Origin of the sequence: Chryseobacterium sp. NRRL B-14798 (assembly GCF_050470705.1) — a bacterium.
Taxonomy (GTDB): Bacteria; Bacteroidota; Bacteroidia; order Flavobacteriales; family Weeksellaceae; genus Chryseobacterium; species Chryseobacterium cupriresistens.
The window spans coordinates 3,054,716-3,081,376 of record NZ_JBFLUL010000005.1 but is presented as its reverse complement, the minus strand read 5'-3'; the positions used below and the strand labels follow the sequence as shown (position 1 = coordinate 3,081,376).

Sequence of the window (26,661 nt, the reverse complement as noted above, 5' to 3'; positions counted from 1 at the left end):
AATCAATGGATCATCAGCCACAAAAAATATCGGTAATAGAAAAAGTAGGGTATAGCCTGGGAGATCTGGCAGCCAACCTTGTTTTTCAGACCTTAGTCACCTACCTGACCTATTTTTATACAGATATTTACGGACTCAAAGCAGAAGATGCTTCTGTCATTACCCTTACGGTAGGTTTAATTGCCGGATTTGGTTTTAATCCGCTTATCGGAGCACTGGCAGACCGTACAAGCTCACGATGGGGGAAATTCCGTCCATGGATTTTATTTACCGCTGTACCGCTCGGTATTGCAGCTCTGTTAGCCTTCAGTACACCTCACTTTTCCTATCAGGGTAAAATGATCTATGCTGCGGTTACCTATTCATTATTACTATTATTGTATGCATCCAATAACTTACCATATGCTGCTCTGAGCGGTGTTATCACGGGAGATATGGGAGAAAGAAACAGTATTTCTTCGTACCGTTTTGTAGCGGTGATGTTTGCCCAGTTCTTTGTACAGGTATTTATGTTGCCAATCATTCTATATGTAGGACACGGAGATAAAGCGCAGGGGATCGAGACCGTTATGACATGGCTGGCGGTGATCGGATCCGTCATGTTACTGATTACCTTTTTTACCACCAAAGAAAGAATCATTCCCAAACCGGAGCAGAAATCAAGTCTGAAAGAGGATTTAAAAGATTTATTTCAAAACAGACCATGGATTATTATGCTTACCGTGACCGCATTTATATTCATCACGCTGGCCATGAAAGGAGGATCTTATGTATATTATTTTAACAACTATGTAGATGAAAATGCTCTCAAAAGTTTTATCTCACCCATTACAGCATTCTTTAATTCTGCAGGAATGAATTTCTTTGGGGAAGATCCCAAGTCTGCTGGGTTCGGACTATTTAATGCAGGAGGAATTGTGATGATGATCGTCGGCATTACCTTCTCTAAAAAACTGGCAGACAGATTTGGAAAAAGAGATACTTTTATCGCTTCATTATTCATTTCTACATTGTTTATCCTGTTCTTTATATTTTATCCTCCGAAAGCAGTTGGAATTATGTTCCTGTCACAGATTTTACACGGATTCTTTTATGGAATCAGCACGCCGCTTTTGTGGGCGATGATTGCCGATGTGGCCGATTATTCGGAATGGAAGAACAACCGCAGGGCAACGGCTATTATTTTCTCTGCCATGATGGTAGGACTGAAAGTAGGTCTAAGCATCGGAAGCTCTCTGGTAGCTTTGATCATTGGAAAATACGGATACATTTCAGTACACGGGACCGAACAGGTGATTCAGCCTGAAACAGTGGCAGCAGGAGCGAAAATGCTCGTAAGCATATTCCCGTCCATTCCGTTCTTCATTGCCTGCGGACTGCTTTTATTTTACAAAATCAACAAAAAAATGGAAGTTCAGATTGAAAAAGATCTGGCTGAAAGAAGAAAATAAAAAAATTACTATGAAACGTATTTTAATTGGTTTGGCGGCTCTTACCGCTTCCGGGCTGTCGGCGCAGAAATCCGATGGTACTTTAAAAAAAGCATTTCAGGACAAATTCTATATCGGAACTGCCATGAGCCTTCCCCAGATTGACGGCGCAGATCAGAAAGCTGCAGCGATTATCAAAAAACAATTCAGCTCTGTTGTTGCTGAAAACTGTATGAAATCGATGTTCCTGCAGCCTCAGGAAGGAAAGTTCTTCTTTGATGATGCCGATAAATTTGTTGATTTCGGAATAAAAAACAATATGTTCATCATTGGGCATACGTTAATCTGGCATTCCCAGCTTCCAAAATGGTTTTTTACAGATAAAAATGCAAAGGATGTTTCTCCTGAAGTATTGAAACAGCGCATGAAAAACCACATTACAACCGTAGTTTCCCGTTACAAAGGGAAAGTAAAAGGATGGGATGTGGTGAATGAAGCCATTCTTGAAGACGGAACCTACAGGAAAAGTAAGTTTTACGAAATCCTGGGTGAAGATTTTATTCCTTTGGCATTTCAGTATGCACAGGAAGCTGATCCCAATGCAGAATTATATTACAACGATTATAATGAATGGTATCCTGAAAAGGTAAAAACAGTCATTGCAATGGTTGAGAAACTTAAATCAAGAGGAATCCGTATTGATGGAGTAGGAATGCAGGCCCATGTCGGGATGGATAACCCTTCCATAGATGAATACGGGAAAGCAATTCTGGCCTATTCCAATGCAGGAGTTAAAGTCAATATTACAGAACTTGAAATCAGTGCACTGCCTTCTCCATGGGGAAGCTCTGCCAATGTTTCGGACACTGTTGCCTATCAGAAAGAAATGAATCCCTACACCAAAGGACTTCCCAAAGAAGTAGAAATGAAATGGGAAAAACGTTACCTTGATTTCTTTGGCTTGTTCTTGCAACATAAAGATAAAATAAGAAGGGTGACCTTATGGGGAGTTACCGATAAGCAGTCCTGGAAAAACGATTTTCCGGTAAAAGGAAGAACAGATTATCCGTTGCTGTTTGACAGGAAAGACCAGGAGAAACCTGTGGTACAAAAAATAATAAAATTGGCAGAGAAAAATTAAAATCAATAGAATTTTTACTTAATGAAAAAATCAAAATATTTATTCCCGGAAGATTATATGGCAGATCCTTCCGTTCATGTTTTTGAAGATAAAATCTATATCTATCCTTCTCACGACCGCGAAAGCGGAATTGAAGAAAACGATAACGGGGACCACTTTGATATGAATGATTACCATGTTTTCTCAATGGATGATGTGGACAGCGGAGAAATTAAAGATCATGGTGTAGTCCTTTCGGTAAAAGATATCCCATGGGCGGGGAGACAGCTTTGGGATTGCGATGTGGCCTTTAAAGACGGCAAATATTATATGTACTTTCCTCTTAAAGATCAGAATGATATCTTCAGAATCGGTGTTGCAGTGAGTGATAAACCTTACGGGCCTTTCATTCCTGAAAAACATCCGATGATGGGAAGTTACAGCATCGATCCCTGCATTTTTGAAGATAAAGGTAAATATTATATGTACTTCGGAGGGATCTGGGGCGGACAATTACAGCGTTACAGAGATAATAAGGCACTTGAATCTGCTATAATTCCAGAAAATGATGAACCCGCAATCCATTCAAAAGTGGCTCTGCTGAGCGATAATATGCTTGAGTTTGCCGAAGCACCTAAAGATGTTATCATCATCGATGAAAACGGAAAACCGCTGCTTCATGGAGATAAGCACCGCTTTTTTGAAGCTTCATGGATGCATCAGTACAATGGCAAATATTATTTTTCTTATTCTACAGGGGACACCCACCTGATTTGCTATGCAACCGGGGATAATCCTTACGGTCCGTTTACTTTTCAGGGTGAAATTCTTACTCCGGTGGTAGGATGGACTACCCATCACAGCATCGTGGAGTTCAAAGGAAAATGGTATCTGTTTTTCCATGATTCTGTACCAAGTGGTGGTAAAACATGGCTGAGAAGTATGAAAGTGATTGAACTGGAATACGATAACGAAGGCAAAATCAAAACGATTGAAGGTCTGGAAGATCAGTCATAGCCATCTTTAATAATTTAAAATTTTTCAATGCGATATCTGAGACTCAACATTCTATTTTTTCTGATATTTCCTTTGCTGGTTTTCGCGGAGGACGGAAGTCAGCTCTGGCTTCGGTTTCCTGCAAAAAACGGAATATCGGCAGATCAAATTATTTCCAAAGGCAGCAGTCCAACCCTGAATATTGCCAGAAAAGAGCTGGGCAGCCACTGGCAGGGACAGACGGTGGAACTTCGTACCGAAAACAAAGAGAAAAACCTGAAAGACGGTTACAGGATTGTTTCCACGCCTGAAAAAATTGTTATTTCTGCGGGTAAAGAAATAGGACTGTTGTATGGAGTCTATCATATTTTAAGATTACAGCAGACAAAAGCCGACCTGTCTCATTTAAATACGATAGAAAAGCCCTCATACGATGTAAGGGTTCTGGATCATTGGGATAATCTGGATGGAAGTATTGAAAGAGGCTATGCCGGAAGATCACTCTGGAAATGGGAAGATTTACCCGGGAAAGTTTCGCCGCGTTATGAAGAATATGCAAGAGCCAATGCTTCTGTAGGAATCAATTCCGTTGTTTTGAATAATGTGAATGCATCGCCCAATATGCTTAGGGAAGATTATCTTAAAAAAGTAAGGGTTTTGGCTGATATTTTCAGACCTTACGGCATCAAGGTATATCTTTCCGTGAATTTTTCTTCACCTAAAGTGCTGGGCGGATTACAAAATTCAGATCCGTTGAATAAAGACGTAAAAAAATGGTGGAAGGATAAAGCGGCTGAAATTTACAAGTTAATTCCCGATTTTGGCGGATTTTTGGTGAAAGCCAATTCCGAAGGGCAGCCGGGCCCTCAGGATTACGGAAGAACCCATGCAGATGGAGCCAATATGATGGCTGATGCCCTGAAACCTTACAACGGGATCGTGATGTGGAGAGCCTTTGTTTACAGTCCAAGCAAAGACGACAGAGCCAAACAGGCTTATCTTGAATTTGTTCCTCTGGATGGTAAATTCAGGGATAATGTAATTATTCAGATCAAAAACGGACCGATTGATTTCCAGCCTCGCGAAGCGTTCAATCCACTCTTCGGAGCTTTAAGAAAAACTTCTGAAATGGTAGAATTTCAGATCACCCAGGAATATCTGGGCTTTTCAAACCATCTCGTTTTCCTGGCTCCATTATTCAAGGAAACTCTGGACAGCGATACTTATTCTGACGGCCAAGGCTCTACGATTGCTAAAATAACAGACGGTACTTTAAGACCCGCAAAATTGACAGCCATTTCAGCCGTTGCCAATATCGGGGAAGATACGAACTGGACGGGACATCATTTTGCTCAGGCCAACTGGTATGCATTCGGGAGATTAGCATGGAACCATCAGGTGACCTCAGAGCAGATTGCAGATGAATGGATTAAAATGACCTTCACAGACGATCAAAACTTTCTGAATCCGGTAAAGGAGATCATGCTTTCTTCCAGAGAAACTGCCGTGGATTATATGATGCCATTAGGATTACACCATATCTTTGCGGGAGGTCATCACTACGGCCCTGAACCATGGGGAGATTATAAAGGCGGAAGACCAGACTGGTCCCCTGTCTATTACCATCAGGCTGATGCTAAAGGGGTAGGTTTTAACAGAACAAAAACAGGAAGCAATGCGGTTTCACAGTATTTTCCACCGCTTAATGAAAGATATGGAAACATCTCAACCTGCCCGGAAAATCTTATCCTGTGGTTTCATCATGTTCCATGGGATTATACAATGAAAGACGGAAAATCTTTGTGGGATGAGCTGTGTTATACCTATGATTCCGGGGTGAAGAAGGTAAGGGACTATCAGAAAGTCTGGAATAGAATGGAACCTTATATTGATAAACAAAGGTTTGCTGATGTTCAGTCAAAGCTTAAAATTCAATCTAAGGATGCGGTGTGGTGGAAAGATGCCTGCCTGCTGTATTTCCAGACTTTTTCCAAAAAACCTATACCTTATGATATAGAACGTCCTGTTCACGAACTGGAAGATCTGAAGAAGATTAAACTGAACATGGGACATCACAATTAAAAAATGAGGCAGCTCTTTTTCTGTTAGGAAATGGAGCTGCCTCAAAACAATAAACTGTAAGTAAAATTTTAATCCAAAATAATTGGAATGATCGATAGGTCAATCTATCTGTATATATTCCGTTTTATCGGAGAGAAATTATCTTATTAAAAACATTTCCGTTTTCTTCAACCTGAATGATGTATTGATCTGCTGTTTTAGGATCAAGATCAAAAGTGATATCCACCTTGCCGTCAGCATATTTTTTGTTCGAAGTATAATATGTTGTATTGGAAAGGTCATAAACTGAAATGCTTACAGGTCCTTTTACATCAGACATGTGAAGCTTGGCCATATGACCGGAAATAGTATATTCAGGCTTATGCACAGCGCTTACAGGTGTTTTTTCCACCTCCATTACATTATCAGCATTGATTTTAATCTTGTATTTCTCTATCTTCGCTTCTGATTCTGCTACCAGATAATACGTTCCTGGTGTAAAGCTTTGAAAATCATAAGTCTTCATCACATGATCTCCATCTGCAAGATTTTCGGAAAATAGCTCGTCATGTGCAGTGTTATAGACAAAAACAGAAACACTTTTAGCATTTAAAAGCTCAAAATTCAAGGTTTTGTCTTGTACGTTTCCAAAGGAAAGGGAAAAATCTCTGTCCTTACTCATTACATTTGCTGAAAACAATAAGGCTCCTGCAAAAAATACGGCTTTTAATAATGTGCTCATGGGTTAAGGCTTTTAGGATTAATATTGCAAAGCTAGGGCAGCAATACTTCTCAGGCTATAATTAAATTTTCATATTGATGTACTATATTAACCTTGTTTAATGGTATTAATGTATTATTTGTTAATTTTGCATATGAAATTATTTGTATTTGGCCTATGAAACATGTAAATCCTTCTTTTGAGGCGGTAAGACCTACTATAGGAAGCAGTTTTACCAGCCTTAAATTTCTGACTAATGAGAATATAAAATCACATGTCTGGCATTACCATCCTGAGATTGAGTTGATTTTTGTATGCAAAGGTTCCGGGAAGAGACAGATCGGAAGCAGTATCACTTATTTTTCAGAAGGAGATCTTGTACTGATAGGAAGCAATCTTCCGCATTGTGGACTGACCAATGAAAGTACACATAATGAGTATGAAATGGTGATCCAGTTTAAGCCTGATTTTTTAGGAGAACCGATCTGGAATATTCCGGAGATGCAAAGGATTTCTGCACTACTGGAAAAGTCAAAAGCAGGAATTGTATTCGGGGAAGAGGTGAAGAAAACAATCGGGAAAGAGATTACGGAGATGCATGAAACTTCCTCAATGGACAAGCTGTGCAGATTTCTGAAAATATTGGACGAACTTGCTATGAATCAGGATTACAGGATTTTAAATGCAGGAAAATATTACCTTCAGACACAGGTTGAAGACAATGAAAGAATAAATCTTATATTCAATTATGTTAAAGATCACTTCAAAGAAGCCATAACCCTCGAAGAAATGGCTGATCTAGCCAATATGAAAGTACCGTCTTTTTGTCGCTACTTTAAAAAAATCACCAATAAAACCTTTACGCAGTTTGTTAATGAATACAGAATTACCCATGCCCTCAAACTTCTGGCAGAACAGCCTTTGAGCATTACGGAAGTCTGCTTTGAATCGGGGTTTAATAACTTCAGCTATTTTAACAGGACTTTTAAAGAATATATCCAAAAAAGTCCTTCTCAATATAGAAAAGAATTCAACTATTTTATGGAGTAATTCACAGTCGTGTTTAATAATAAGGTGTTGTTTTGGAATGTATTGAAATATAAGTGTATATTTAACACTTATAAACAATATTTATAAAGTATAATTTCTCTGTTATAAATTTAGTAGTTTTATACTTAGGATCCCCAGGATCTGTTTGATCAGATAAGATTGATATGCATGAACAGTTAATCAACCCAACCCTAGAAAAGTTTAGGACCGAATTCAAAGAAGAGCCTGAACATATTTTCCTTTCTCCCGGCAGAATTAATATTATCGGCGAGCATGTAGACTATAGCGATGGCTTTGTATTGCCTGCTGCCATAGACAAATACATCTGTTTTGCTGTCCGTAAACTCCCTCAGACAAACCTTTGTACCATCATAGCCAAGGATCTCGGAGAAGAATATACATTTGATGTCGCAGCGGAGATAAAACCGGTACAGCAAATGTGGGCAAACTATATTCTAGGCGTTTTCAGTCAGCTGCAGAAACCCGAAAATCAATTTTGCGGAATGGAAATTGTTTTCAGCAGTACCATCCCGATGGGATCCGGGCTTTCCTCTTCGGCCGCTCTTGAATGCGGTTTTGCCTATATCCTTAATGAACTTTTTGATCTGCGGCTGTCAAAAAAAGAAATCGCGGTGATCGGGCAAAAATCCGAACATACTTTTGCAGGAGTTCAGTGCGGAATTATGGATCAGTTTGCCTCCGTTTTCGGTAAGGAAGATAAAGTGATGATGCTCGACTGTCATTCCCTGGAACATCAGTATTTTGATGCAGACCTTAAGGGATACAGCCTTTTACTTTTCGACAGCTGCGTGAAGCATACTCATTTGACATCCGGCTATAACGAAAGACGCAAAGATGTCGAACATGGTAAAAAAGTCTTATGGAAAAATTTTCCTGAAATCGAAAAATTCAGGGATTTTACGCTGGAGATGCTTGATCATACAAAAGAAGAAATGGGAAGTATTTCATATAAAAGATGTCTCTATATTCTGAAAGAAATCCAAAGAGTAGAAATGGCAGCAAAAGCTATTTCAGAAGGGAATATTGAATATCTGGGAACACTTCTTACGGAAACCCACGCCGGGCTGTCCACTGAATTTGAGGTCAGCTGTGAAGAACTTGATTTTTTGGTTGAAAACACATTGCAGCAGGAAGGTGTGCTGGGAGCAAGAATGATGGGAGGAGGCTTTGGTGGCTGCAGCATCAACCTTATTCAGGAAGATAAAGCTGAAGAAGTGATTAAAAATATCAGTAAAAAATATCTGGAAAGTTTTAATATCCAAATGAAAGTTTATCAGGTTAAAATTTCAGACGGGATAAAAGAATACACCAATGAATACATCATTTGATCGTAAAAAACATCCTCACAGAAGATACAATCATCTTTTGGACGAATGGATACTGGTTTCCCCACAGCGGGCAAACCGTCCATGGCAGGGACAGAGAGAAGAAACAACAGAAGAAAACCGTCCTGAATACGATCCGGACTGCTATCTCTGTTCAGGAAATATACGTGCTAATGGAGACCGTAACCCTGTGTACAAAGGAACCTATGTCTTTAACAATGACTTTGGAGCATTACTGAATGAAGATGTTGAATTTGCCAATGAAGGTTCCGGATTTTTTACTCTTCTTCCTGAACGCGGTATCAACAGGGTGGTTTGTTTTTCTGAAAATCACAGCCTTACCTTACCGGAAATGTCTGTGGAACACATCAAAAATGTAGTGGATGTATGGCAGGAACAATTCAATGAGCTGTCCGCTCTCGACCATATCAATTATGTTCAGATTTTTGAAAATAAAGGAAGCATCATGGGTTGCAGCAACCCTCATCCGCACGGACAGATATGGGCGCAGTCGTCCATTCCGGCAATGGTTCAGAAAACCCAGGATCAGCTGAAATCGTATTTTGAAAAGAATAAAAGAACATTGCTGGAAGATTATCTTGAGCAGGAAATCGCAGCTGGCGAACGCATCGTCACAGAAAATGAACACTTTGCCGCATTGGTGCCTTTTTGGGCGTCTTGGCCTTATGAAACAATGATTATCAGCAAACAGAAAAGAGAAAATATTGCGGCATTTTCTGAAGCGGAAAAAAAATCTTTTGCAGCAGTACTCAAGGATCTGACCACAATATATGATAACCTTTTTGAAACATCTTTTCCTTATTCTGCGGGAATTCATCAATCTCCAACAGACGGAAAAGAACATCCGGAATGGCATTTTCATATGCACTTTTATCCGCCGTTGCTCAGAAGTGCAGAAGTTAAAAAATTTATGGTAGGATACGAAATGCTGGCTGAGCCTCAGCGGGACATTACCCCGGAACAGAGTGCCGCAATATTAAGAAACCTTCCTACCATTCATTACAAGAAAAAATAATAAAATCAATATCTTTGAAAAGAATAAGCGAATTATGATTCTGCAACATACAGAATATCGTTTTTCCCAATAAAATTATGGAAGAGATTAAATTAATTGTGACGGACATGGATGGGACGTTTCTCAATTCCAGCCATGAAATGAGCCCCGAGTTTTCAGAAGTTTATAAAGAACTGAAAAAAAGAAATATTGTATTTGTGCCGGCAAGCGGAAGACAGATGCCGGGAATTACCCATTATTTCGGAGAAATAGAAAGTGAGATCGGTTTTATTGCTGAAAACGGAGGCTATGTCATCTATAAAGATCAGGAGCTTTTCGCTGATACGCTGGAATACAAATATATCGTTGAAATCATCAAAGCTGTCCGTGAAATACCCGGTGCCAAAGCCGTATTATCAGCCAAAAAGATGGCGTATTATGAAACTGAAGATCAGCAGTTTGTAGACTTTTTCTCAAAGTACTATACTGAAAATATGAAAAAAGACGATCTTACAGAAAGAATTGATGATACCGCCTTCAAAATAGCAGTATACCATCCGGATGGCTCGGAAAAATATCTGTATCCGGCCCTTAAAAGGTTTGAGGAATTCGGACTGGAAATAGTGGTTTCAGGAGCACATTGGCTGGATGTTATGAATAAGGACATCAATAAAGGAAATGCTCTGAAAATCCTTCAGAAATCGCTGGGCATTTCTCCTGAAAATACGATGGCTTTCGGGGATTATATGAACGATATAGAAATGCTGAAGAATGCCAAATATTCTTATGCTATGCAAAATGCCCATCCGAACGTAAAACAGGTAGCCAATTTTGAAGCATGCACCAATGACAGCTTCGGAGTTCTGAAAACCATTAAAGATTATCTGCATCTGAATTAATACATTAATATAACACCAATTAAACTAATAATATGAATACATCAACCGGCAGAAAGCCAGCCAAAACATGCTATGAGCATATCGGCGGAAAACTGGGACAGCTTCTTTTAGAACAATTTGTTGAGAAAGGCTGGATTGCCAAAGAAAATCCTGCAGACCGTAACTATTATATTACAGAGAAAGGACAGGAAGAATTTACAAAACTGGGGCTTGATCTGTCACAAATAAAGGCAGAATAACGGCTCATCATAACTTTCCGGTATTACAAATAGTACATATTTAAAAAATCAGACTCAGTCTGATTTTTTTGTTTTTAATCGTATGTAAGCATGAATTTTAGATTTGTACCGCATGTTTTTGGATGTTTTCTATGCTTACATTTATATGTTTTTATATAAATACAGATAGCTGAATCATAAAACTACGGTATTTCGTAGTGTAATTTACTGGCTGTTTTTATTAGTATATTGAAAATCAATTGATTTGTTGTTTTGGGTTATTTTTTGGCATTATGCTCATAAGTTTAATTCAAAAAATAGTACAACAATGAGCACATTAACATTAAAAGACGGAACAGAAATTTTTTACAAAGATCAGGGAGAAGGACCTGTACTGATGTTTCACCACGGATGGCCTTTATCATCTGACGATTGGGATGCACAGGTGATCTTCTTTTTACAGAAAGGCTACAGAGTGGTTACCCACGACAGAAGAGGCCACGGGCGCTCGAGCCAGAATATCTACAATCACACTATTGAACAATACGCTTCTGATGCTGCAGAACTGGTTGAATTTTTAGATCTGAAAGATGTTGTACACATCGGGCATTCAACAGGCGGTGGTGAAGTAATCCGTTATGTTAACAAGTATGCAAACGGAAGAGCTAAGAAAGCGGTTCTGATCAGCGCCATTCCACCGGTAATGGTGAAAAGTGAAAACAATCCTGACGGTGTTCCTATGGAAGTTTTCGACAATATCAGGGAACAGACGATGAACAACAGAAACCAGTTTTACTATGACCTTACTATTCCTTTCTACGGCTACAACAGAGAAGGTGCGAACGTAAAGGACGGAGTACAGAGAAACTGGTGGAGACAGGGACTGATGGGAGGAATTGTTGCTCATTATGATGGAATCAAAGCCTTTTCAGAAACAGATTTAACCGAAGATTTAAAAGCAGTTGACATTCCTGTTCTGGTGATGCATGGTGAAGATGACCAGATTGTACCAATTGAAAATTCAGCGATAAAATCAGCCAAATTACTGAAGAACGGAAAACTGATCACATATCCTGGCTTCCCTCATGGTATGCCGACTACAGAGCATCCAACCATCAACAAAGATATTTTAGCTTTTATCACAGAATAATAAGCATTCTTTACAAATGAATACGATACAGCCAGCTTTTGATACGTTGACTGAGGCCGTTCAGTGGCTTAATCAAAACGGATATACAGAAGATTTTAACCTTAAAAATGATTGCATCAGGCTCAATAATTTTCTTGATGTCTCTCCGGAAGACTTTAAAATACGATATACATTCCGCTTTGAAGGAGATACCGATCAGGGAGATGAAGAAGTAGTCTACGGCATCGCTTCCGACAAGTATTCTGTAAAAGGCATCCTGACGAGCGCTTACGGAATCTATGCGGATACTGTAAGTACAGAACTCATCAGAAAACTATCATCCCATTAACTTAATCCAAATTATTTAATAAAATAAACTTTATGAAACCATCATCAAAACTACTTTCTCCTGAAAATCATGCACTGGTACTGATTGATTTTGAAGGACAAATGGCATTTGCCACCAAAAGTATCTCAATGAATGAGCTGCGCAATAACGTTGCAGTACTGTGTGGAGCTTCTAAAATATTCAATGTTCCGACTATCGTTACCACAGTTGCTGAACAAAGTTTTTCAGGTCCCGTTTTCCCTGAAATTGAGGAAGCATTTCCTATGGCAACTTCAGGATATATTGACAGAACTACTATGAATACATGGGAAGATGAAGCCGCTTATAAGGCAATTGTGGGAACACAGAAGCAAAAACTGGTTTTCGCAGGGCTTTGGACAGGTGTATGTATCGTAGGACCGGCTTTGTCTGCACTTGAGGAAGGCTATGATGTATATGTCATTACCGATGCCTGTGGTGATGTGAGTGATGAGGCTCACGAAAGAGCAGTACAGAGAATGATCCATTCCGGAGTAAAGCCTATGACTTCCATTCAGTATATTCTGGAGCTTCAGAGAGATTGGGCACGTCAGGAAACCTATGGCCCTGTAACTGATCTGATGAAAAAATATGGGGCTTCTTACGGATTAGGGATCCATTATGCCCACCATATGCTGAATCATTAAAATCTATATACCATTTTCAATGTTGAAATCTGCACCTTCAATACTGTTTTTAAAAGCTTTTTTCATAACAGTTCTTTTATGTTCTGAAACTTTATCCTCCCAGAGCTTTAAACTTCTGAGGTATGACGAAAATTATGAATATCTGAAAGATTCCACCAAAAGCTTTTATGACAAAATTAAATATCTCCCTCTCAATGAAAAGAAAGATATCTATCTCTCATTGGGTGGCGAGGCAAGGTATGAATATGTGGATTTCAACAACGAAGATTGGGGACGGCTTAACATAGGACACAACGACTTTTTCCTGCAGCGCTATGACCTTTATGCAGACTGGCATTTCGGGAAAAACTTCAGAATATTTTCACAGATCAGAAGTGCTTTGCAAAACGGAAGAAAAAACGGTTCAAGAGGCATTGATGAAGATCAGCTGAGTATTCAGAATCTCTTTCTGGATGTAGGTTTGGTGAATAAGGATGATCAGAAGCTGATAGTGAGACTGGGAAGACAGGAACTGGACTACGGTTCCGGCAGATTAATTTCTGTAAGGGAAGGACCGAATGCAAGGTTGTCTTTTACAGGAGCTAAAATCATGTATTCCTATAAAAATGTTTCCGTAGATGCTTTTGCGATGATGGCAGACTCTGTCAAGACCGGCGTTTTTGATAATACCATTTCAAAGCAGCTTAATCTTTGGGGGCTTTATTCCAAAATTATTATTCCTGAAGCCGGAAATCTGGATCTGTATTACCTCGGAATCCGTAGAGACGAATCTGTTTTTGAAGCCGGAACAGCAAGAGAAAAGCGCCACACAGTTGGTGGAAGACTCTGGAAATATGGCGGCGGATTTATCTATAACCTGGAAGCGGCCTATCAGTTCGGACGTTTTGGAAACGAAAAGATCAGTGCCTGGACGGGTTCTGTGGATGTAGGATATCTCTTTGAAAATGTTAGATTCAGCCCAAGCATCAATCTGAGAAACGATTATATCTCAGGAGATCACTCAAAAAACGACGGCAAGCTCAATACATTTAATCCTTTATATCCGAAAGGTGGGTATTTCGGCTTCAGCCCGCAGGTGGGACCCGTCAATTTAATTGATATTCACCCATATATGACCCTTGATCTGACTTCCAGACTCAAAATGCAGATGGATGTTATCTTCAACTGGCGATATTCCCTGAATGACGGCGTTTACCGGCCAAGCGGAGCATTGAACCGTCCCGGAAGCGGCTCAGATCAAAGGTATATCGGAACGGCTTATTTAACCAGCTTTACCTATAATTTCAACAAACATTTCTCTTTGGTGAGCGGACTTCAGTATTTCCACAAAGGGCCTTTTATTGAAGATATCATTCAGGATGCCAAAAGCGGTGTTTTCTGGAATATCAGGCTGGGATTCAAATTTTAATCATTACTAAATCATTTATTATGCAAAATTCAATTTCAAAATACATCAATTGGTCAAAAACACTCTTTACAGCATTGGTGTTGGCAACTGCGGGAACTCACTTCGTTTCAGCACAGGCTGTTGCAGAAAAAACAGCTATTGGAACCTCAAAAACATGGGGAACCGTTGACGGTATTTCTGTTGTAGGACTGGTGCAGGGACCTTCTGCCGCCAAAGCAGATTTACAGATCGCCTGTGTTTTCGAGTATACGGAAGGAGATATTTTCAATCCGCCGGCGCTTCCCAAAGAACTGAACGGCATGGTTCATCTGGATGAAGCATTAAAAGGAATTATTACAGAAGTCCGTAAAAAAGGACAGTTCAAAGGACACGCTTTGGAAACCTTATTAATTAATCCTCCAAAAGGAAGCCTTGCCTCCGGAAAACTGCTGTTGATCGGCCTCGGGAACAGAAACTCTTTCGATGCCGGAATCATGAAAGAAGTAGGAAGTGTTGCCATGAGAGAAGCTTTGAAACTGCAAGTACATACTGCATCATTTGCCAGCGATATCAAAGATGCAGGAATCGATTCTCCGACAGCTTTAGTAGCAGAAAATGTGGTTTTGGGCGCTTTTGATGCTTATCGTACACAGTCTTATTTAAATGCTCAGCATTTATCCGATACAATGAAATTAAAAAAACTGATTCTGCTGGCCGGGCCATCATTTTTCACCGTTGCCGGAGGAGGAATTCAGGAGGCGATTTCGAAGTTGAACACCAAATAATTACAAATGAAAGCAGATCTTATCGTATACAACGGAAAAATACACACTTTCAATAAAGAAACTCCGGAAGTTTCTGCAGTGGCCATTAAAGACGGGAAAATTATCGCGGTCGGAAATGACGGACTGGCAGACCAGTTCGCAGATGAAGCCACGGAACTGATTGATCTTAAAAAGAAAAGAGTGGTGCCGGGAATCAATGATTCTCACATCCATTTGATTCGTGGCGGATTGAATTACAACCTGGAATTAAGATGGGATGGTGTTCCCTCACTGGCTGATGCGCTCAGAATGTTAAAAGACCAGGTAGACCGTACGCCTTCACCGCAATGGGTACGTGTAGTGGGAGGATGGTCCGAATTCCAGTTTGCAGAAAGAAGGATGCCTACTTTGGAGGAAATTAATGCCATTGCTCCGGAAACACCTGTTTTTATCCTGCATTTATACGACAGGGCTTTAATGAACAGGGCAGCATTGAAAGCGGTAGGATTTACCAAAGATACCCCGGCTCCGGCAGGCGGACATATTGAAAGAGATGCTAATGGTGAACCCACAGGGCTGATTATTGCGACACCCAACGCCATGATCTTATACTCAACACTGGCAAAAGGCCCGAAGCTTTCCTACGAGCACCAGCTGAATTCTACCAGACATTTTATGACAGAACTGAACCGCTTCGGAATTACCAGCGTTATTGATGCCGGCGGAGGATTCCAGAATTTTCCGGACGATTATCAGGTGGTGAACGAACTGAATGAGAAAAAACAGCTTACGGTAAGGATTGCTTATAATCTTTTTACACAGAAACCCAAGCATGAATTTGAAGATTTCAGCGATTGGATCGATACTGTAAAATTATACCAGGGCGATGACATGTACCGCCACAACGGGGCAGGAGAGATGCTGGTATTTTCGGCAGCCGATTTTGAAGATTTTCTTCAGCCAAGACCGGATCTGCCTGAAAACATGGAAGCAGATCTTGAAAAAGTAGTCCGTTTACTGGTAGAAAACCGCTGGCCATTCAGGCTTCATGCAACCTACAATGAAAGCATCACCCGTTTTTTAAATGTCTTTGAAAAAGTAAACCGCGATATTCCCTTCAATGGTCTTCCATGGATTTTTGATCATGCAGAAACCATTGATGAAAAGAATATTGAAAGGGTGAAAATGCTTGGCGGAGGAATTGCCATCCAGAGCAGAATGGCTTATCAGGGAGAATATTTTGCAGACCGTTATGGTTCTGGCGCCGCAGAAAGTACACCACCTGTGAAAAGAATGCTGGAAATGGGAGTTCCTGTAGGTGGAGGCTCGGATGCCACAAGGGTAAGCAGCTATAATCCGTGGGTTTCCATGTATTGGCTGACCGCAGGAAAAACTGTTGGCGGACTTCAATTATACCACGAAACAAAGCTGGATAGAGCAACTGCATTGGAGCTCTATACAAAAGGCAGCGCATGGTTTTCTCAGGAACAGCAGAAAAAAGGCGATATCAGAGTAGGAATGTTTGCTGATCTGGCAGTTCTTGATCAGGATTATTTCACGATTGATGATGAAGAGATCAAAAATATTGAAGCGGAAATGACCATTGTAGACGGGAAAATAGTATATGCCAAAGGAACATTCTCATCCTATGCACCACCATCTATTCCTGTGCTTCCGGATTGGTCTTCCACCAATCTTTATAACGGATATTATCCTGCAGGCGGACATTTTCAGAAAGAAATTGAGAAAAATGCAAAACAGGATTTAAAAGCTCCTTTAGCTTCACAAATTCATAGCTGTGCAGGAAGCTGCGATATCCATCATCATAACCATAACCAGGCAAGGATGAGCAATGTGCCCGTTAATAATTACCACACATTCTGGGGAGCTTTAGGCTGTTCGTGCTTTGCTTTTTAACTATCAATACATATGGAAATTTTAAAACAGGTCCTTTCATCAGATTTAGGTTCACCATTCAATGATGCTTCATTCCTGGTTTTCCGGGTACTCCTTGCGATTCAATTGTTCAGAGTGCATGGTTTAAAGAAATTCAGGCTGGAAAACGGACAAAGGGAAGTCATTCCAAATCCTCTGGGATTACCTGATAAATTCAATGCCATAGTCGCTTCATTTGCTGATCTGGTGGTTCCGTTTCTGATTATTTTAGGACTGGGAACCAGGCTTGCCGTTTTACCGACAATCGGGGTAACGGCTATCGGATATTTTGTGGTTCACAGAAAAGATTCACTGGAAGTACGGGACGTTCCTTTTATGTATACGCTGTCCCTGTTACTGATTCTTGCCTTGGGAGCAGGAAGATATTCACTTGATTATTACTTATTAAATATATTATAAAATGAAAACTTCAATCGGAATTAAAAACGAAAATTTAGCAAAAGTTGCTGAAGTGCTTGTTACCACTTTAGCAGATGAATTTGTATTGTATACCAAAACAAGAAAAGCACATTGGAATGTCGAAGGTCACGACTTTTATAATAAACATCTGTTTTTTGAAGCACAATACGGGCAGCTGGACGACATCATCGATGATCTGGCGGAAAGAATCAGAACGCTGGGGCATTATGCACCGGCCACTTTAAGGGAGTACCTGGCATTAACGCATCTGTCCGAACATCATCTGGAATCGAACGACAGTCTGACTTACATCAGAACACTTCTTTCCGACCACGAAAGTATCATCATTCATCTTCGTGAAAATATTGAAAACTTCGCTGTTGAATTCCGTGATTCAGGGACGAGCGACTATATTACCGGATTGCTGGAAACCCATGAGAAAATGGCCTGGATGCTGCGTTCACATTTAAAATAGAAAAATGGAAGTAAATCATAATATCGGTTTTGTCACCTTATTGTTAACCATGATTGCCGGATATTGCGATACCGTGACTTTTGTATCGGCAGATGCCCTTTTTTCGGCGCATGTTACGGGAAACTTTATTGTCTTTGCCTATCAGTTTGTGAAGGGATCGGATATTCACGCCTGGGTAAAGCTGCTTACTTTTCCGGTCTTTATTCTTGCGGTTATGGCAGGAGGAAGAATCGCCGGAAAGGTTATCAATCATTATACGCTGCTATTCTGGGAAGGAGCGTTGCTCTTTTTAGCCGGAATTATTGTTGCTGTTCTCAGTTACTACGGAATGTTTTCAGAAGTCATCATGTATACTGTGGCTATGATTACCGTTTTTGCAATGGGGCTTCAGAATGCTTTCGGAAAACTTTATGCAAAGGAAACCCATGGCCCGACTACCATGATGACAGGAAATGTAACCCAGGCTTCCCTGGATTTCGGAACGCTTCTGTCAAGCGGCTTTCACCACCCTGAAGCATGGGCAAGCCTGAAGAAACAGCTGATTACCATTCTTGGATTTCTGGTTGGTTGTTTTTTAGGAGCTTATGCAGGAAAACAATATGGGCTGGTAACACTGATTTTACCGGGACTGGCAATGATCATCTGCTATTTTTACCACCGTAAAAACTAGCTCTGGACTATGGCAGATTACAGGATAATAGATTACCTTTAAAAAATGAATTTCAGCCTTTATTTTTTATCTAAAAATCTACTAAAGATAGTATGTTTTTCGTTGGTTTTGATGTTTTCATACAGTATAAAAGCACAGACCCAGGAAAATCCTGCACTGTTGAGAAAACAGATTTCCTCTTCCGCCAATACTACTCAGAAAATCACTTTATTGCTGCGTCTGAGTAACTATTACATTACCAAAAAAGGAGAGCTGAAAGCTGACCTCGACAGTGCCGCTATTCTGAACAGACAGGCAAAAGCACTCAATGTGAAATCCGGAGATCTGCTGTCTGCCGGAAAAATCATATTTCTGGAGGCTAAAATAGATAAAGAAAGAGGCCGTAAAACGATTGCTTTTTCCAACATGAAACAGGCGCTTTCTTATTTTGAAAAAAATCATTTTAAAGAGCAGGCCGGAGAAGCATACAATGAATTATCATATATGTATGACAATAACCCCGAATATTTTGATACTAAAATCAAACTGAAAGAAAAAGCATTGGAACTGTTTAAGAATTCAGGATCAAAACTGAATCAGGCAGGTGTTTTAAAAGATCTGGGTGAGCTTTACTACATCAAGGAAAATGCTGATAAGGCTCTGGGCTTGCTCAAACAATCCCTGTCTGTTTATAAGTCCGTTAAATTCAGAGAATTACAGAGTGTTTATAATCTTATCTCTCAGGTTGAAATTCAGAAAGCGGATTATGAGGAAGCACTCCGTTATGGTCTTCTGGCAGAAAAAACAGCCGAAAGTGTGAATGATTATTCTTTGCAGATGTGCTCTATTTACAGCAATATCGGAATGGTATATTATTATCTCCGTAAAAATGATGATGCCATGAAGTATTGGGAAAAATCACTGGCCACAGCAAAGAAAAACAAAGATAACACCTACATCAGAACGGTGGCCAATAATATTTCTACCATGCTGATCAGGCAGAAAAAGTTTAAGCAGGCCATTACCATGATACAAGAGTACAGAGAACGTTACCCCATAGTAGACAAGGATTTTGAAATGTCAGAAAACTATATCCTGTTCAGCACCTATACTATTTTAAAGCAGTTTAATGAAGCTGAAGCCTACTACAAAAAACTGGTGGCCTATTATGGTGAAAATGCAGAAAAAAATAATCAGCAGGCCTCATTGCTGCGAAGCTTTGTTTTCTATCATTACCAGACCCGGAACTTTGATAAAATGTATCGTGAAGCCAGACTTTTTGATTCGATAGCCAAAAATAACGGAAATGATATGCTTCGTTCGGAAAACCATTTAATGTGGTTCAAAGCAGATTCCATACAGGGAAAATACCTTGATGCCATACAGCATTATCAGCTGTACAAAAAGCTTTCCGATTCTGTTTTTAACGGTGAAAAAAGCAAGCAGATCAACAGTCTTAAAATTCAGTTTGAGACAGAACAGAAAGATAAAAATATTCAGCTGCTGACCCAGAAAGCAAAACTGCAGGATATTAAGATTGCCAATGATACCTTTATCAGATATGTCTTCATCGGAAGCATTCTGGCACTGATCCTTTTTGCTGCTTTGCTGTATAACCGCTCAAGATTAAAAAGCAATGCCAATAAAAACCTGGAACTGAAACGTAAGCAGATTGATGAACAGAACGAACAGCTGAAGAAATTACTTTCCGAGAAAGAATGGCTCTTAAAGGAAATCCATCACAGGGTTAAAAATAACCTGCAGATTGTGATCAGCCTGCTGAATACGCAGTCGGCTTATCTGGATAATGAAGATGCCCTGATGGCCATCCAGAACAGCCAGCACAGAATGCATGCCATGTCTCTTATCCATCAGAAACTTTATCAGTCTGATAATCTTTCAATGATTGACATGTCCTGGTATATTTATGAGCTGATTACCTATATCAAAGAATGTTATTCATCTGACAGGAAAATTAATTTTACAGTGGATACCGATAAAGTATTTCTTGATGTTGCACAGGCGGTTCCTATGGGATTGATCGTTAACGAAGCAGTCAACAATACCGTAAAATATGCATTTCCGGATGACCGGAAAGGGGAAGTTTTCGTTTCATTTAAAAATATTGGTGATGACCTTTGTGAACTGATGATTTCAGATAATGGAGTAGGGCTTCCGGAAGATTTCAATATTGAAGAAACAGAATCTTTGGGAATGAATCTGATGCGCGGGCTTACCGATCAGCTGGACGGAACCTTCAATCTCGAAAACAAAGGGGGCTTAAAAGTGACGATTACCTTCAGAAAAAATACAGAAATAACTCCTTCAAATTAAAGGCTGATTATTATGAAAGAAAAAATATTAATTGTAGAAGATGAATTTATTGTAGCCAATGATTTGAAACTGATGCTGATGAAGGCCGGTTATCAGGTTACAGGAATTGCATCTTCAGTGGTTCAGGCCAGAAAACTGATTGCAGATAATAAGCCGGATTGGGTACTTCTTGATATCATCTTAAAAGGTCATCTCACAGGAATTGATCTTGCCTGGGAACTGCGTGAGATGAACCTCCCTTTTCTTTATATTTCAGCCAATACCAACCAGTCTACCCTGGAAGCAGTGAAAGAAACACAGCCCTACGGATTTATGGTAAAACCCTTCCGGGAGCGTGATATGATTGTTATGCTAGACATTGCCAGATACCGATATGACATGGAAAGAGGCTGTGAATTGTGTACTGATACCGGAAATAACGAAGTCATTGAAGGAATTATCGGAAAAAGCAAGGTGCTTCAGGATGTCGTTGAAAAAATAAGGGTAGTGGCTCCTACAGATACGTCTGTTCTGGTGGTTGGGGAGAGCGGAACGGGAAAGGAAAAAGTAGCCCATTCCGTTCATGAGCTTTCAGAACGCAAAGCTCATCCTATTGTTGTAGTCAACTGTGCTGCACTGCCGCATGCGCTTATCGAATCCGAGCTTTTCGGACACGAAAAAGGAAGCTTTACCGGAGCCAATACATTGAGAATCGGAAAATTTGAGCAGGCCAACGGAGGAACAGTCTTCCTGGATGAAATAGGGGAGCTGCCACTGGACTCACAGGTTAAATTACTGAGAGTTTTACAGGAAAAAGAAATTGAAAGACTGGGAGGAAATAACACGATTAAAGTAAACGTAAGAATTGTGGCAGCGACCAACCGTTCTCTGGAAAAAGAAGTGGCGGAAGGAAGATTCAGGCTGGATCTGTATTACCGATTGAATGTTTTCCCAATTGAACTGCCTCCGCTGAGAGAAAGAAAGGAAGATATCGTATTGCTGGCCCATTTTTTCCTGAATAAATATGCCGCTGCTTCGAGAAGAAATATCACTTCTATCAGTGAAAAAGCACTGGAACAGCTGCTTAATTATCACTGGCCGGGAAATATCCGTGAACTGGAGCATTTGATCGAACGAAGCGTTCTTTTGACCAAAACCTCAGAAATAGAAAGTTTTGATCTGCCTAAAATCGTTGAAAAACCTATAGAAACACAAGGACCGCTGAAATCATTGGAAGATATGGAAAGAGATCATATTATGAATGCACTTCAGTCTTCCGGCGGAAAAGTTTCCGGGCCGGGCGGGGCTGCAGAGCTGTTGAAAATACAGCCACAGACTTTATATTCCAAAATGAAGAAGTTAGGAATTGACAAAGGGTATAAATAATCTGGAGCTGCTTTGAGAAAAAACGTAAGCTAATTTTTTATTTCAATTTTTTAATAATCACTCTTCAAATAGTTTGAGGATAAAATTATTATGCCATACAATAATAAATCAATCAGGTAATTATGGAAAAAGAAACACTCAGAATAGAAGGATTCAGTGATGGTGTTTTTGCAATAGCCGTTACACTTTTGGTACTGGATCTTCACTTTCCTGAAGAAAATTCAATACAAAACGGGAATGATCTTCTGGTCTTTCTGAAGAATCAATGGCCGGCATTTCTGGCATTTATCCTTTCATTTTTCAGTATTTTCATCATGTGGGTGAATCATCATAAGATCTTCAAACAGATCTACAGCCGGAATTCAGCGATTATGTTTGCCAATGGACTGATTCTTTTCCTGGTTTCGGCAGTTTCTTATCCTACCGCTTTGCTGGCAAGGTATTTTGACGGCGAAGCTTCTTCTGTTGTTGTGGCACTTTATACCGGTATTTTTGTCCTGATCAATCTTGCTTACAATTTATTATGGTTTCTGGCCACCCGTAACAAAAAGCTTTTGCGCCCGGGTATTACCGATGCGGCTATAAAAAAGATCCACAATAACTACTTGTATGGACTTCCTATTTATGTTATGGCATTAATCCTGTCGTTCTGGATCCCGGCCTTGTCGCTGCTGATCATTTTAGGACTTTGGATTTTCTGGGCGTTGTCTTCAGGGAAAATAGAAATGAGTATTAAAAAGGGATGATTTGTATTTAGAAATGGTTGATTAAAAAGGATTATATCCTTGTTTTACAACATCTATCTGATCTTCTATATATTGAGAGAGAGTCCTGTTTAAAAGTGATGTAATAAATTGAATATCGCTCCTTGATGGTAAATAGGCTTGTCTTATTATTGGATCATCTCCTTCATCCAGATATATAAATAAAAATTGATCACCAGCATTATAGGCATCAACAACAAAAAAGTTACTGTTAATATTTCTATTATAGAACAATAACCACGACCTGGCAGCATCTTGAAGTTCTTCCTGAGTTTCAAAAATATTATAATCAAGAACATAGCAATAATTTCCTGCGAGAAATAAAAGCTCTCTTAAAACTTTTGGAAAAGCTTGTCCATTGTTATATTTTACTTCAAGCTGTTGTATTTCTATAGGCGAAATTGGTTTTATCCTTCCTTCATATTCCTGATTATTGGGATATGCTGCCGGATTACTCTGTAAATATTTTAAAAGCTCTATTTCCATATTGATTATTTCTTATAATAATGTTCCTTCTGTATTCCAAGTTTTTGCATTTTGGAAATAAGCGTTGTTGGCGGTAATCCCAGCAGTTTTGCAGCACCTGTTTCCCCGAAAATACGGCTGTTACATTTTTTGATTATTTTTAAAATATATTCCTTTTCAAATTCCTGCAATGTTTTAACCTGAAAATCCTGATCCGTATTTTGAGCGTTCATAACTTTTGGAAAATCCATTTCCCTGATCATATCTCCTTTTGTTGTCAGCATGCTTCTTTCAACCATATTTTCCAGTTCACGGATATTACCCAGCCATGGATTAGCCATCATCATTTTAACCACGTTCTGAGAAAAACCATTAATCTTTTTGCCTGTCTTAGGATAGAGCTTTTCAAGGAAATAGTCTGCCAGCAAAGGAATATCCTCTTTTCTTTCCCGTAAGGCAGGAAGATGGATAGGAAAAACATTCAGTCTGTAAAAAAGATCGCTTCTGAACCGTCCTTCCGCCACTTCTTTTTCAAGATTCCTGTTGGTGGCCGTAATGATCCGCACATTCACCTTAATCCTTTTGTTTCCACCAATTCTTTCAATTTCTTTTTCCTGAAGAACCCTCAGAAGCCTGGCTTGTAATTCCAGAGGCAGTTCGCCAATTTCATCCAGAAAAATGGTGCTGTTGTGGGCCTGTTCAAACTTTCCTTTTCTTTGTTCAGTTGCTCCGGTAAAGCTTCCTTTTTCATGACCAAAGAGTTCAGATTCTATTAAGTTGGCAGGAATAGCCGCACAGTTTATCCTGATCATTTTCTTTCCCGAAAATTCCGAAAGTTCATGAACCGCCTGTGCTATAAGTTCTTTTCCTGTACCCGTCTCTCCAAAGATAATCACGTTGGATTGTGAATGTGCTACCTGCGAAATCTGTTCGAAAATGAGCTGCATCGCTTCACTTTTTCCCACAATTCCGTGAAAGCCGTGTACGCTTTTCTTATCTTCTTCAATTTCTTTTGGAAAGTCCCGGATATTTCCCTGAAATGTTTTCAACTGCTCCTGAACATCAATGTTATGAAGGGTAATGGAAAGCTGGGTAGAAATACCGTTTAAAATTCTTTCCGGAATTGTATCTCTTGAAATAAAGCTTCTGTAGAAAAGGAAAAGTACATTTTTACTTTCACTGACAGCCGGCAGTCCCAATCCGACAGCCATCCGCATTCCCGAATTTTTAGCTTCGGTAAAACAGGAAGGAAGCGGTGACAATTCTTTCAGATCAAAAAGAAGAGGCTCCGCAGAATCAAGACAGTTTTTTACATACCTGTCAAGCTGTTGATCTGTGGTATGGTTCTGATTTTCATTCCGGCTGCTGAGTATTTCAATATTTCCTTTTACATCCCTGATCATCATACAATCATTGAATCCCAGTTCAGTTTTGAAAGATGTATTGATAACAAGCTGAAGCTGTTTCTTATCTAAAATGGTAGACAACTCTTTGGTTAAACGGGAAATCATAAGCTGTTCTTTCTGCATTTCCTGCAGGCGTTTCATCATTTCTGCATTGGGATCAGAAGGCTTACTCATAGAAAATTCTTACTTGAAAGTTTAAAGATAGGAAAAATTGAAAAAGATCTGCATGTGAATGGTTACAATACCTGAAATAAAAAAAGATGAACCATTAAAGTTCATCTTCAATATATTGAAAAAGAGATCGTTTTTTAAGATCTGATAAATTCCAAAAGGTCTTTGTTGATCGTCTCATGTTCTGTAGTCGGCATACCATGAGGGAATCCCGGATACGTGATCAGTTTTCCGTTCTTTAATATTTTAATTGATTTTAATGCTGCATTGGCAATAGGGACGATCTGGTCATCTTCACCATGCATCACCAGAACAGGAATGTCAACAGCTTTTAAATCTTCCGTTAAATCTGTTTCTGAAAAGGCTTTAATCCCATCATAATGAGCAACAATTCCTCCCATCAGCCCCTGTCTCCACCAGTTTCTCTGTACTCCGTCCTTTACATTTGCACCTTCTCTGTTGTAGCCGTAGAAAGGGAAAGTCAGATCATAATAAAACTGGTTTCTGTTGTTCATCGTCTGTTCCCTGATATTGTCGAAAACTTCCATCGGAACGCCGTCAGGATTGTTCTCACTCTTAACCATTACCGGTGGAATGGCGCTGATCAGAACCGCTTTCTTAGCTCTCCCGTTTGAATATTTGTTGACATAGCGGATTACTTCACCACCGCCTGTTGAATGCCCGATGTGTACAACATCTTTCAGATCAAGGAATTCAACCAGCTCAGCGGCATCAGAAGCGTATTGTTCAATAGTATGATTATAAATATTCTGGCTGGAACGCCCGTGACCTCTTCTGTCGTGGGTAACCACCCTGTATCCTCTCTGTAAAAAGAAAATCACCTGTGCATCCCAATCGTCTGATGATAAAGGCCATCCGTGGTGAAACATTAATACAGGCCCCTGTCCTTGGTCTTTGTAAAAAATTTCTGTTCCGTCTTTTAATGTTAATGTGCTCATTGTTGTTTATTTTTAATGTTATGAATTGATTTTTAAATATTTTTCTGATTAATAGGCTGTGTTTTCACGTACCAACTGGAAAAGGTCTTCGGCACCGCCATTGAATTTATTTCCGTTAATGAAAAATGAAGGGGTTCCGTTCACTCCGCTGATGATACCGCTTTCAAAGTCTGTATCTACCTTTTCTGCTAATTCCTTCTTATGAATATCAACTTTGAATTGGGAAATATTTAATCCCAGTTTTTCTGCAAGCTTTAACGGAAGATCAGCATTCAGGTATTCCTGGTTTTCATAAATAGCATCATGCATTTCCCAGAATTTTCCCTGCAAAGCTGCCGCTTCTGCTGCCAGTGCTGCCGTTCTTGCATACTGATGCATTTCTGACAGCGGAAAATTTCTGAATACAAATCTGATCTGATCTCCGAATTCTTTCATTAATTCTTTAAGAACCGGATAGGCTGCTCCGCAGTAAGGACACTGATAATCCCCGTATTCTACAATGACTAAGCTGGCATCTGAGTTGCCCTGAGTATGGTCAGCATTGCTGACTGATGGTTTAAGTGACATA

At 39.7% G+C, this 26,661-nt stretch carries 26 protein-coding genes; 21 read left to right on the top strand and 5 right to left on the bottom strand.

Annotated features, from left to right (window positions below; all coding sequences use genetic code 11):
- Positions 1 to 5 precede the first annotated feature (5 nt).
- The 4 genes from AB1278_RS14360 to AB1278_RS14345 are packed head-to-tail and all read left to right on the top strand — an operon-like array spanning position 6 to position 5,628.
- On the top strand, positions 6 to 1,451 hold the full coding sequence (locus AB1278_RS14360; RefSeq protein ID WP_202842874.1) for an MFS transporter: 1,446 nt from the start codon (positions 6 to 8) through the stop codon (positions 1,449 to 1,451).
- A 10-nt stretch (positions 1,452 to 1,461) separates the two neighbouring features.
- On the top strand, positions 1,462 to 2,571 hold the full coding sequence (locus AB1278_RS14355; RefSeq protein ID WP_411413879.1) for an endo-1,4-beta-xylanase: 1,110 nt from the start codon (positions 1,462 to 1,464) through the stop codon (positions 2,569 to 2,571).
- A 21-nt stretch (positions 2,572 to 2,592) separates the two neighbouring features.
- Positions 2,593 to 3,567 (top strand): glycoside hydrolase family 43 protein, encoded by a 975-nt coding sequence (locus AB1278_RS14350; RefSeq protein ID WP_202842870.1) that lies wholly within the window; start codon positions 2,593 to 2,595, stop codon positions 3,565 to 3,567.
- A 27-nt stretch (positions 3,568 to 3,594) separates the two neighbouring features.
- Positions 3,595 to 5,628 carry an alpha-glucuronidase gene (locus AB1278_RS14345; RefSeq protein ID WP_202842868.1) on the top strand — a complete coding sequence of 678 codons (2,034 nt, stop codon included), beginning with the start codon at positions 3,595 to 3,597 and terminating at the stop codon, positions 5,626 to 5,628.
- 124 nt (positions 5,629 to 5,752) lie between these two features.
- Here AB1278_RS14345 and AB1278_RS14340 read toward each other — a convergent pair whose 3' ends face one another.
- Positions 5,753 to 6,349, bottom strand: a complete 597-nt coding sequence (locus AB1278_RS14340) for a hypothetical protein (RefSeq protein WP_002978746.1) — start codon at positions 6,347 to 6,349, stop codon at positions 5,753 to 5,755.
- A gap of 156 nt (positions 6,350 to 6,505) precedes the next feature.
- Here AB1278_RS14340 and AB1278_RS14335 point away from each other — a divergent pair, with 156 nt between their 5' ends.
- From AB1278_RS14335 to AB1278_RS14255, 17 genes are all read left to right on the top strand, one after another.
- Positions 6,506 to 7,378, top strand: coding sequence for an AraC family transcriptional regulator (locus AB1278_RS14335; RefSeq protein ID WP_110009798.1), 873 nt, complete (start codon positions 6,506 to 6,508; stop codon positions 7,376 to 7,378).
- 164 nt (positions 7,379 to 7,542) lie between these two features.
- The gene (gene galK, locus AB1278_RS14330; RefSeq protein ID WP_395973248.1) at positions 7,543 to 8,727 is read left to right on the top strand and encodes a galactokinase; all 1,185 of its coding nucleotides are present in this window, start codon (positions 7,543 to 7,545) and stop codon (positions 8,725 to 8,727) included.
- Positions 8,711 to 9,760, top strand: coding sequence for a UDP-glucose--hexose-1-phosphate uridylyltransferase (locus tag AB1278_RS14325; RefSeq protein WP_395973249.1), 1,050 nt, complete (start codon positions 8,711 to 8,713; stop codon positions 9,758 to 9,760). Before galK ends, AB1278_RS14325 begins: the two co-directional genes overlap by 17 nt.
- 77 nt (positions 9,761 to 9,837) lie before the next feature.
- Positions 9,838 to 10,638, top strand: a complete 801-nt coding sequence (locus tag AB1278_RS14320) for a Cof-type HAD-IIB family hydrolase (protein WP_395973251.1) — start codon at positions 9,838 to 9,840, stop codon at positions 10,636 to 10,638.
- A 32-nt stretch (positions 10,639 to 10,670) separates the two neighbouring features.
- Positions 10,671 to 10,877, top strand: coding sequence for an ArsR family transcriptional regulator (locus AB1278_RS14315; protein ID WP_227941494.1), 207 nt, complete (start codon positions 10,671 to 10,673; stop codon positions 10,875 to 10,877).
- 307 nt (positions 10,878 to 11,184) lie between these two features.
- A complete protein-coding gene (locus tag AB1278_RS14310) occupies positions 11,185 to 12,006 on the top strand; it encodes an alpha/beta fold hydrolase (RefSeq protein ID WP_429815188.1) in 822 nt (273 codons plus the stop codon).
- A gap of 16 nt (positions 12,007 to 12,022) precedes the next feature.
- A complete protein-coding gene (locus AB1278_RS14305; protein ID WP_202842857.1) occupies positions 12,023 to 12,334 on the top strand; it encodes a phosphoribosylpyrophosphate synthetase in 312 nt (103 codons plus the stop codon).
- Between the two features lie 32 nt (positions 12,335 to 12,366).
- Positions 12,367 to 12,999, top strand: a complete 633-nt coding sequence (locus AB1278_RS14300; protein WP_002978754.1) for a hydrolase — start codon at positions 12,367 to 12,369, stop codon at positions 12,997 to 12,999.
- A 19-nt stretch (positions 13,000 to 13,018) separates the two neighbouring features.
- Positions 13,019 to 14,407 carry an alginate export family protein gene (locus AB1278_RS14295; protein WP_429815184.1) on the top strand — a complete coding sequence of 463 codons (1,389 nt, stop codon included), beginning with the start codon at positions 13,019 to 13,021 and terminating at the stop codon, positions 14,405 to 14,407.
- 20 nt (positions 14,408 to 14,427) lie between these two features.
- Positions 14,428 to 15,171 (top strand): M17 family peptidase N-terminal domain-containing protein, encoded by a 744-nt coding sequence (locus AB1278_RS14290; RefSeq protein WP_343643285.1) that lies wholly within the window; start codon positions 14,428 to 14,430, stop codon positions 15,169 to 15,171.
- Between the two features lie 6 nt (positions 15,172 to 15,177).
- On the top strand, positions 15,178 to 17,067 hold the full coding sequence (locus tag AB1278_RS14285; RefSeq protein ID WP_429815181.1) for an amidohydrolase: 1,890 nt from the start codon (positions 15,178 to 15,180) through the stop codon (positions 17,065 to 17,067).
- Positions 17,068 to 17,079: 12 nt separating this feature from the next.
- Entirely contained in the window at positions 17,080 to 17,505 is a 426-nt protein-coding gene (locus AB1278_RS14280; RefSeq protein WP_429815177.1) for a DoxX family protein, read from the top strand.
- Position 17,506: 1 nt separating this feature from the next.
- Positions 17,507 to 17,980, top strand: coding sequence for a Dps family protein (locus AB1278_RS14275; protein ID WP_202842847.1), 474 nt, complete (start codon positions 17,507 to 17,509; stop codon positions 17,978 to 17,980).
- A 4-nt stretch (positions 17,981 to 17,984) separates the two neighbouring features.
- Complete coding sequence (locus AB1278_RS14270; RefSeq protein WP_202842845.1) at positions 17,985 to 18,650, top strand: YoaK family protein; 666 nt, start codon at positions 17,985 to 17,987, stop codon at positions 18,648 to 18,650.
- A gap of 45 nt (positions 18,651 to 18,695) precedes the next feature.
- A complete protein-coding gene (locus AB1278_RS14265; protein ID WP_343643283.1) occupies positions 18,696 to 20,963 on the top strand; it encodes a tetratricopeptide repeat-containing sensor histidine kinase in 2,268 nt (755 codons plus the stop codon).
- A 12-nt stretch (positions 20,964 to 20,975) separates the two neighbouring features.
- Complete coding sequence (locus AB1278_RS14260; protein ID WP_429815172.1) at positions 20,976 to 22,328, top strand: sigma-54-dependent transcriptional regulator; 1,353 nt, start codon at positions 20,976 to 20,978, stop codon at positions 22,326 to 22,328.
- A gap of 122 nt (positions 22,329 to 22,450) precedes the next feature.
- Positions 22,451 to 23,074, top strand: a complete 624-nt coding sequence (locus tag AB1278_RS14255; RefSeq protein ID WP_395973268.1) for a TMEM175 family protein — start codon at positions 22,451 to 22,453, stop codon at positions 23,072 to 23,074.
- A 21-nt stretch (positions 23,075 to 23,095) separates the two neighbouring features.
- Here AB1278_RS14255 and AB1278_RS14250 read toward each other — a convergent pair whose 3' ends face one another.
- From AB1278_RS14250 to AB1278_RS14235, 4 genes are all read right to left on the bottom strand, one after another.
- Complete coding sequence (locus tag AB1278_RS14250) at positions 23,096 to 23,578, bottom strand: hypothetical protein (protein WP_429815169.1); 483 nt, start codon at positions 23,576 to 23,578, stop codon at positions 23,096 to 23,098.
- Between the two features lie 5 nt (positions 23,579 to 23,583).
- A complete protein-coding gene (locus tag AB1278_RS14245) occupies positions 23,584 to 25,137 on the bottom strand; it encodes a sigma-54 interaction domain-containing protein (RefSeq protein ID WP_429815166.1) in 1,554 nt (517 codons plus the stop codon).
- 134 nt (positions 25,138 to 25,271) lie between these two features.
- Entirely contained in the window at positions 25,272 to 26,093 is an 822-nt protein-coding gene (locus AB1278_RS14240) for an alpha/beta fold hydrolase (RefSeq protein ID WP_429815163.1), read from the bottom strand.
- A 48-nt stretch (positions 26,094 to 26,141) separates the two neighbouring features.
- Positions 26,142 to 26,660, bottom strand: a complete 519-nt coding sequence (locus AB1278_RS14235) for a DsbA family protein (protein WP_429815160.1) — start codon at positions 26,658 to 26,660, stop codon at positions 26,142 to 26,144.
- Position 26,661: the final 1 nt, after the last annotated feature.

Coding starts and splice junctions, on each gene's coding strand:
- AB1278_RS14335 (WP_110009798.1), top strand. CDS start 6,506: ATGAAACATGTAAATCCTTCTTTTGAGGCGGTAAGACCTACTATAGGA.
- AB1278_RS14360 (WP_202842874.1), top strand. CDS start 6: ATGGATCATCAGCCACAAAAAATATCGGTAATAGAAAAAGTAGGGTAT.
- AB1278_RS14350 (WP_202842870.1), top strand. CDS start 2,593: ATGAAAAAATCAAAATATTTATTCCCGGAAGATTATATGGCAGATCCT.
- AB1278_RS14325 (WP_395973249.1), top strand. CDS start 8,711: ATGAATACATCATTTGATCGTAAAAAACATCCTCACAGAAGATACAAT.
- AB1278_RS14250 (WP_429815169.1), bottom strand. CDS start 23,578: ATGGAAATAGAGCTTTTAAAATATTTACAGAGTAATCCGGCAGCATAT.
- AB1278_RS14245 (WP_429815166.1), bottom strand. CDS start 25,137: ATGAGTAAGCCTTCTGATCCCAATGCAGAAATGATGAAACGCCTGCAG.
- AB1278_RS14270 (WP_202842845.1), top strand. CDS start 17,985: ATGGAAGTAAATCATAATATCGGTTTTGTCACCTTATTGTTAACCATG.
- AB1278_RS14295 (WP_429815184.1), top strand. CDS start 13,019: ATGTTGAAATCTGCACCTTCAATACTGTTTTTAAAAGCTTTTTTCATA.
- AB1278_RS14355 (WP_411413879.1), top strand. CDS start 1,462: ATGAAACGTATTTTAATTGGTTTGGCGGCTCTTACCGCTTCCGGGCTG.
- AB1278_RS14285 (WP_429815181.1), top strand. CDS start 15,178: ATGAAAGCAGATCTTATCGTATACAACGGAAAAATACACACTTTCAAT.
- AB1278_RS14310 (WP_429815188.1), top strand. CDS start 11,185: ATGAGCACATTAACATTAAAAGACGGAACAGAAATTTTTTACAAAGAT.
- AB1278_RS14265 (WP_343643283.1), top strand. CDS start 18,696: ATGAATTTCAGCCTTTATTTTTTATCTAAAAATCTACTAAAGATAGTA.
- AB1278_RS14260 (WP_429815172.1), top strand. CDS start 20,976: ATGAAAGAAAAAATATTAATTGTAGAAGATGAATTTATTGTAGCCAAT.
- AB1278_RS14235 (WP_429815160.1), bottom strand. CDS start 26,660: ATGTCACTTAAACCATCAGTCAGCAATGCTGACCATACTCAGGGCAAC.
- AB1278_RS14315 (WP_227941494.1), top strand. CDS start 10,671: ATGAATACATCAACCGGCAGAAAGCCAGCCAAAACATGCTATGAGCAT.
- AB1278_RS14255 (WP_395973268.1), top strand. CDS start 22,451: ATGGAAAAAGAAACACTCAGAATAGAAGGATTCAGTGATGGTGTTTTT.
- AB1278_RS14300 (WP_002978754.1), top strand. CDS start 12,367: ATGAAACCATCATCAAAACTACTTTCTCCTGAAAATCATGCACTGGTA.
- AB1278_RS14340 (WP_002978746.1), bottom strand. CDS start 6,349: ATGAGCACATTATTAAAAGCCGTATTTTTTGCAGGAGCCTTATTGTTT.
- AB1278_RS14320 (WP_395973251.1), top strand. CDS start 9,838: ATGGAAGAGATTAAATTAATTGTGACGGACATGGATGGGACGTTTCTC.
- galK (WP_395973248.1), top strand. CDS start 7,543: ATGCATGAACAGTTAATCAACCCAACCCTAGAAAAGTTTAGGACCGAA.
- AB1278_RS14275 (WP_202842847.1), top strand. CDS start 17,507: ATGAAAACTTCAATCGGAATTAAAAACGAAAATTTAGCAAAAGTTGCT.
- AB1278_RS14345 (WP_202842868.1), top strand. CDS start 3,595: ATGCGATATCTGAGACTCAACATTCTATTTTTTCTGATATTTCCTTTG.
- AB1278_RS14240 (WP_429815163.1), bottom strand. CDS start 26,093: ATGAGCACATTAACATTAAAAGACGGAACAGAAATTTTTTACAAAGAC.
- AB1278_RS14305 (WP_202842857.1), top strand. CDS start 12,023: ATGAATACGATACAGCCAGCTTTTGATACGTTGACTGAGGCCGTTCAG.
- AB1278_RS14290 (WP_343643285.1), top strand. CDS start 14,428: ATGCAAAATTCAATTTCAAAATACATCAATTGGTCAAAAACACTCTTT.
- AB1278_RS14280 (WP_429815177.1), top strand. CDS start 17,080: ATGGAAATTTTAAAACAGGTCCTTTCATCAGATTTAGGTTCACCATTC.